The sequence below is a fragment of the Nostoc sp. 2RC genome, assembly GCF_014222165.1.
Classification (GTDB): Bacteria; Cyanobacteriota; Cyanobacteriia; order Cyanobacteriales; family Nostocaceae; genus Nostoc; species Nostoc linckia.
Genome location: NZ_JACKZU010000486.1, coordinates 1 through 5,293, shown reverse-complemented (window position 1 = coordinate 5,293; position 5,293 = coordinate 1). Strand labels below are relative to the sequence as shown.

At 37.8% G+C, this 5,293-nt stretch carries 4 protein-coding genes and 1 pseudogene; 2 read left to right on the top strand and 3 right to left on the bottom strand.

What is annotated here, in order from left to right; all coding sequences use genetic code 11:
• Positions 1-338: 338 nt before the first annotated feature.
• Entirely contained in the window at positions 339-911 is a 573-nt protein-coding gene (dps, locus tag GNE10_RS31855) for a DNA starvation/stationary phase protection protein Dps (RefSeq protein WP_185569960.1), read from the bottom strand.
• Between the two features lie 335 nt (positions 912-1,246).
• A pseudogene (locus tag GNE10_RS31850) lies at positions 1,247-1,417 on the bottom strand (aldo/keto reductase); the annotation flags it as partial.
• A 180-nt stretch (positions 1,418-1,597) separates the two neighbouring features.
• Between GNE10_RS31850 and GNE10_RS31845 the strand changes: the two are divergent.
• Positions 1,598-2,833 carry an acetate kinase gene (locus tag GNE10_RS31845; protein ID WP_185569958.1) on the top strand — a complete coding sequence of 412 codons (1,236 nt, stop codon included), beginning with the start codon at positions 1,598-1,600 and terminating at the stop codon, positions 2,831-2,833.
• A gap of 199 nt (positions 2,834-3,032) precedes the next feature.
• On the opposite strand, the gene GNE10_RS31840 is transcribed toward GNE10_RS31845, so the two are convergent.
• Positions 3,033-4,052 carry a serine hydrolase gene (locus GNE10_RS31840; protein WP_185569956.1) on the bottom strand — a complete coding sequence of 340 codons (1,020 nt, stop codon included), beginning with the start codon at positions 4,050-4,052 and terminating at the stop codon, positions 3,033-3,035.
• A 663-nt stretch (positions 4,053-4,715) separates the two neighbouring features.
• Here GNE10_RS31840 and GNE10_RS31835 point away from each other — a divergent pair.
• Positions 4,716-5,054, top strand: coding sequence for a hypothetical protein (locus GNE10_RS31835; protein ID WP_185569954.1), 339 nt, complete (start codon positions 4,716-4,718; stop codon positions 5,052-5,054).
• The last annotated feature ends 239 nt before the right edge of the window (positions 5,055-5,293 follow it).

Sequence of the window (5,293 nt, the reverse complement as noted above, 5' to 3'; positions counted from 1 at the left end):
GTTTTATTACTAGAAAAAATGAAAATATTTATAACTTAGTTTATCGTAGAACTGAAAATTATCATGACTAACAGCCGTTCGCCCCTACTGTTATAATTTTCAATTATTTTTTATATAAATAACATGAATAGGATTTATGCAAGTACTATTTTGTCAGGTTTTTAAATTGGTATCAGGGACTTCTAAGTAAAAAATATTCCACGGAAGACTGTTAACTGTTAACGACCCCAAGCGCAATAATTTATTTTTTGGAGTTACCTAAATAATATGGTGCGTTACAACTTCTGTGTAACGCACCGTATTAGTTGAGATTTACTGTTCCCTAATTGAAAAAGTGCTTACTTGACACCAGCTGCTGTTTTTTGAGTTTTAGTAGCACCTGCGCTGCCATTTTCTCCCTTAATTTCTGCTACTTGTAGATGAGCTTCTAAGAACCACAGACGTTTGTCAATGGTGCGGGAAATTTCAGTGTAAAGATCGGCGGTATCAGCATCACCTAACTCATCGGTTTTAGCGATCGCTTCTCTGATATGTTTCGCGTAAGGTGCAAAACGATCTGCTAAAGCTGTTACATGGTCTTTACCATCCAAAATATCAAAGGGATATTCTGGCAAAATGGAATTATTCGCAGCAGCGCGCGCTGTTCCTACGGCATATCCACCCAAAGCGGTGACGCGTTCTGCAACCATATCAACATATTCTTCCAATTCCCCAGCTATTTCATCAAATAATTCGTGTAACTGGTAGAAATCAGTGCCTTTAACATTCCAATGCGCTTGCTTTGCCTGGGTTTTCAAATCCAAAGTAGCTGCTAGAGTTTTGTTGAGAATAACTACAATTTGTACTCGTGCTTCCGCAGGAATGTCAATGCGGGTAGGGTACAGACGTGATGATAGGGTGTTGTCGCTCATGATTTTAACTTAACTGCCTTTTATATTTAACTTTACAGATTTTACTTGGGAAAGGGAAACTCTCTGACGATAGATTGAATTCAAGCTTGAATGTGTTAATGTTTGTAAATGATACAATTTTGCATGGAATAAATTAAGATTTTGGGATTAAAGTAATTAATCGTTACTCATCAGTGAATAATAAATCACTAACGGACTTCCAAGTAATAAGAATATTCCATTCCTGTTGTTGACTGTTGACGGTTAACGGTTGACGGTTAACAGTCAACAATCAATGACATAAAGCAGAATAATTTACTTTTTGGAGTTGCCCAACGAAATAATGGCTAGTGTCATTAGATCCGATGGTTATCTATGGCATTAAATGTACCACCAAAAAGGCGATCGCGAATTACATCACTGTACAAAAATTCATGGGGAAAACCCAAATCAATTTGACTCACTTCGTTTAAACGCTGCAAATGTTCTGGGGAAAGAGTCACATCCAAATAACCTAAATTATCTTGAAACGCTTTTGCCCAAGAGTTTGTATCTCATGAATATTTTTTCAATAAGTTGTTTGTTGACTGTTAACTGTTGACTGCAAAGACTTTTACTTTGTCAAAATATATCTAATGCTCAATAGCACACTATCCCAACTAAGTGTAGCATTGTAACATCATTACAGCAGGTTACGTTTTCCTATTATGAAGATACTGGTGCTAAACGCTGGTTCGAGTAGCCAAAAGAGTTGTCTGTATGAAATTGCAGATGAGGCTCTCCCCACCCAAGCACCCAAACCTGTTTGGGAAGGGAAAGTCAACTGGACTCAAGACCACGGTGTGGCAGAAATTGAAGTGAAAACTGCTATGGGTGCAACAGTGGAAAATTCTATTTCTGGTGAATCTCCAGAAGCGCACCTCGCTTACATGCTCAACACACTCACCGATGGTGCAACCAAAGTAATTAATCAATTATCAGAAATAGATTTGGTGGGACATCGCGTAGTACATGGCGGGGAAAATTACCGAGAAAGTGTGGTAATTACTGAAGATGTCAAAAAGGCGATCGCCAATCTATCTAACCTAGCTCCAGAACACAATCCTGCTGCTTTAGCTGGGATAAAAGCCATTGAAAATATCTTAGGACAAGTCATACAAATAGCAGTATTTGATACTGCTTTTCATAGCACTATCCCTGATGCCGCAGCAATTTATCCCGGCCCCTATGAATGGGTAGAGCAAGGTATCCGCCGCTATGGGTTTCATGGTATCAGTCATCAATACTGTTCTGGTCGTGCTGCCCAGATTCTCGGCAAAGATTTAGCATCTCTACGATTAATTACTTGTCATCTCGGTAATGGTTGCTCTTTAGCCGCCATTAAAAACAATCGCAGTATTGATACTACTATGGGATTCACCCCTTTGGAAGGGTTGATGATGGGTAGCCGTTCTGGTTCAATCGATCCAGGGATTTTGATTCACCTGTTACGCTACTGTAATTACTCTGTAGAAAAATTAAATGATGTTTTAAATAAAGCTTCTGGCTTACGAGGAATTTCGGGCGTATCTAGTGATATGCGCCAAGTGAGAAAAGCGATCGCCCAAGACAATACCCGCGCTCAACTAGCATGGGATATGTATGTGCATCGCTTGTGTTCTAACATTGGTGCAATGCTCGCCAGTTTGGGGGGATTAGATGCTTTGGTGTTCACCGCAGGTGTGGGTGAAAACTCTCCAGGAATTCGTCAAGCCGCCTGTGACGCTTTTGGATTTTTAGGGTTAAAAATAGACCAGGAAAAAAATCAACAACAGCCAGTTGACGAAGATATTGCCACAGCCGACTCAGCAGTGAGAGTATTAGTAATACATACTCAAGAAGATTGGGCGATCGCTCAACAATGTTGGCAGTTACAGCAAAATTCAAATCTACTAGACTTCTAAGAGAAGTGGGGAAAAGGGTAAGGGTTAAAGGGGAAAGGGCAATTGAAGAAGGCAGAAGGCAGACGGCAGAGGGCAGTCCCAATGAAAATAAACTTGCACATTTGGAATTCTCCCTTTACCCTTTACCCCTTACCCTTTCCCCAATAAAGATGTATCCCTTTCACCACAAGAGTGCAAAAAGCAATTGATTGCAAGAGGTCTAGGGTAAATTGCTAACTTTTGCCTGTTCAAAATAGCCATACACAACTTGAGAGACTTGACGAATAAAATCTCTTGCTCTCAAATCGTTATTTGGTCTTTTCACAAAAATTCCTGCCAAGTAACGCTTACCTGAAGGCGTTTGAATAATACCTGCATCACCTAATACAAAACGCAAAGTTCCTGTTTTATGAGCGATTTTTGCACCAGAACCTAAACCAGATGGTAGCAATTTTCTATTGTGACAGCCATACATAATACCTAGCACTTGAGACTTACTTTTATCAGAAAGTAGCTGATTACTTACCATCAAAGCAGAAAGTTTTACTAAGTCTTTGGCGCTAGTTTTATTAGTTCCATTAAAATCCCCTAACATCCGATGCAAAGCAGTACTTTGCAACCCCCAACTCCGAAACCTTTGATTCAATTTAGAAATTCCGCCTAAGCGAGCAATAATCATATTTGTGGCAGTATTATCACTGATGGTCATCATCATAGTTGCAGTTTTTAAAACACTAAATTTGCTTCCCACCCGCTTATACTGCATACTACCAGAACCGCCAACAACATATTTACGCTGCATGACGAGAGTTTCGTTGAGATTAATTCTTCCTGCGTCTACTTCTTGAAATAAAGCAATCAAAATCGGGTACTTGATTGTACTAGCTGCCGCAAAAGCTTTGTTACCATTAACACTAATATAGTCTCCTGTTTCTAAGTCCATAAAAAAGATTCCAGGAGTCAGGAATTTATAGCGAGAAACTAATTTATTAATTGGAGTTTTTAGTTCTGATATCTCATGTCCTAAAGGAACTATACCAGTGAATTGAGGCTTATTTGTTGGAGTAATAACATCGCTGGGAACTGGAGGAACAAATTTCAGTGGTGGTAATGTTAAATTAGATTGATTTTTACTCCAGTCATAGACAGAATAACTTCGATCGCTGCTAGGATTTGCTTTTACTGGCGATGAAAGCATAAAAAGACTGATGAGGCTAAGAGAAAACCAGCGTAGTTTCATGTATTATTACTAGTTTTAATATTTACTTACAAGAATTATCCAGTAAGAAAAATAAAATCAGGACATGCAAGATGATAGTCAATAAAACATCCAATGTCAACATTTATAAATAAAGACTCGAAAATAATTTCATCGATATAAATGACAGCTTGGTTGATTTAATTTAGAGTAATTTAAATAACATTTTTTGCCAAAATAGCTTTAAAATTTAATACCCGTAGTAGAAATATTGACAAATTATTTGTGTATCAACTCAAAAATAAGGGCATGGGGGAGACAGTGCGGTGTTGGGGTCTCCCCAAGTAGAGCAACTGCCGTTATGGAGCATTGGGTATTTTTTTTTGCTCAATGTCCTATTCGCAACCTCAACAAATAATCTTGCTGCGTAAGTCCTGATATTCCATAGAAGACTGTTAATTGTTGACACTCAGCAGTCAACCGTCAACTACCTAAAGAAGTACTACTCAAATAAACATTGTGTTTGAATAAACAACGTTATAGCTTGTGATAGTCGATACCAAAACAGCATAATTACTGGCTGTTATAATAAAAGAAGCTGAGATTATGTCAAATCAAAATTGCAAGCAGTTATTTACGGATAAGAGTGCAATTCATAATTTTTCGTTCAGTAAGACCAGCATTCTACATACCTTTGAAAACTGTATGAATCATTCATTAATAGTTAAACCAGGGCTACTACTTTTTATCCTGACAATAGGATTTGTGAGCTATTCTCCTGTACAAGCAGGAATCACAGAAACGACATCTGAAAATCAAAAGCAGCTTAAACAACAATCTTCTCAACAACTGTGGCAACAATTTCGACAGCAACAAGACCGAGCCAGATTACAACAACAACAGCGAATTGAACAATTTCGCCTCCAAAACCAATTCAGACAACAACGGTTGGGAGAATCTACCACAATGGATAGACTAAGACAACAACAAAGAATGGAAATGGATAGATTTAAACTTCAACAACAATTTAAACAACAGCAGTAAAAGTGATGTTGTCTAAATTGTTGATTAAGTAACTTCCAATTAAAAAATATTTGATAGAAGACTGTTAACGGTTGATGGTTGACATTCAACCGTTAACAGTCAACATTTAAAACAATTCAAAATTTATAGGACTTACGCAACTGGCATATTATTTTAAGTTTGTAGTAAGGACTTTAGTCCTCTAATAAGGACTGAAGTCCTTACTACAAGCAAAAAAAAAATGATTTTTTGTGACACTT

Excerpts from the sequence above, each read along its gene's own strand:
- GNE10_RS31845 (WP_185569958.1), top strand. The coding sequence starts at position 1,598 with ATGAAGATACTGGTGCTAAACGCTGGTTCGAGTAGCCAAAAGAGTTGT.
- GNE10_RS31835 (WP_185569954.1), top strand. The coding sequence starts at position 4,716 with ATGAATCATTCATTAATAGTTAAACCAGGGCTACTACTTTTTATCCTG.
- dps (WP_185569960.1), bottom strand. The coding sequence starts at position 911 with ATGAGCGACAACACCCTATCATCACGTCTGTACCCTACCCGCATTGAC.
- GNE10_RS31840 (WP_185569956.1), bottom strand. The coding sequence starts at position 4,052 with ATGAAACTACGCTGGTTTTCTCTTAGCCTCATCAGTCTTTTTATGCTT.